The sequence below is a fragment of the Curtobacterium sp. B8 genome (genome assembly GCF_000333315.1).
Lineage (GTDB): Bacteria > Actinomycetota > Actinomycetes > Actinomycetales > Microbacteriaceae > Curtobacterium > Curtobacterium luteum.
Genome location: NZ_BACW01000170.1, coordinates 1 through 1,044 on the forward strand (window position 1 = coordinate 1; position 1,044 = coordinate 1,044).

Sequence of the window (1,044 nt, forward strand, 5' to 3'; positions counted from 1 at the left end):
TGGCACCCAGCCACCGCCGCAGCGCCGCCGCACGCCGCCGCACGCCGCTGCGGCCGCGGCACGGACGGGAGGCCCGGTGCCAGCCCGGCACCGCGCCTCCCGTCCGACGGGCGGTCGGGTCTACAGCCCCGACTCGGGCGTGCGCACGAGGATGGCGTCGCTGTCCGGGCACAGCACGACGTCGTCCGGCGCCGCGGCCCGGATCGTCTGCAGGTCCGAGGCCGTCAGCGTCACGCCGGACGCGGTCGACACCCCGCCCTGCAGCAACGACGCACCGAAGCCGTACCGCGCACGCTGCCGGTCGTAGAGCGCGAGCAGGTCGTCCGGGACCTTCGCGGCGACGTCGGCACGCGACTGGACGGCCGAGGCGCGATCGGCCTCGAGCCGTGCGATCTCGGCGTCACGCTCGGCCGCGAGACCGGCGCGGGCGGCGTCTGCGTCCGCGAGCTGCGCCTCGATGTCGCCGACACGCGCCCGCAGCCCGTCGAGCTGCTCCATGACCTCGAGTTCGCTCGTCTCGAGGTCGCCGATCCGCCGCTGCAGGGAGTCGAGCTCGCTCTGGAGCCCTGCGGCGTCCTTCGCGTTCGCGACGTTCTGCAGGAGCGTGGTGTCCCGCTCGACCCGGGCCTGCGCGATCGCGGTGTCGGACTCGAGCCGGGCGAGCTCGCGCTCCGCGTCCTCGACCAGGCCGGTCGCTGCCGCGAGTTCACCACGCAGGGCGGCGGCCTTCGTGCCGAGCTCGGTGAGCTGGTCGCCCTTGCGCAGCGAGGTGATGCGGTGCTCGATGCGGGTCACGTCGTTGTCGAGTCGCTGGACGTCGAGGAGGATGACCTGGTCCTCGGGTGCTGCCTTCACGGTCAGGCTCCTTCTGCTTCAGGGGTGGTCCCGGCTGCGGCGCCGGTGGGGTCGGCCGCTGCTGCGGCCGACGCGGACGGTCCCGACGCGGCGGTCGGTTCGGGGTGCTCGGCCGGTCCGGGGCGTCCGGTCGGTTCGGCCGCCGGCAGGACGGCGAAGTCCCACGGGTCGGTCCGGAGGTCGCTGACG

The 1,044-nt window shown here is 75.0% G+C and carries 2 protein-coding genes; both read right to left on the minus strand.

Going from position 1 to position 1,044, the window contains the following annotated elements:
• Positions 1-120 precede the first annotated feature (120 nt).
• Positions 121-855: a zinc ribbon domain-containing protein gene (locus I59_RS04170; protein ID WP_022902793.1), complete on the minus strand. Its 735-nt coding sequence runs from the start codon at positions 853-855 to the stop codon at positions 121-123.
• Positions 856-857: 2 nt separating this feature from the next.
• Positions 858-1,044: hypothetical protein (locus I59_RS23125; RefSeq protein ID WP_042726450.1), on the minus strand; the 187-nt coding region annotated here is incomplete at its 5' end.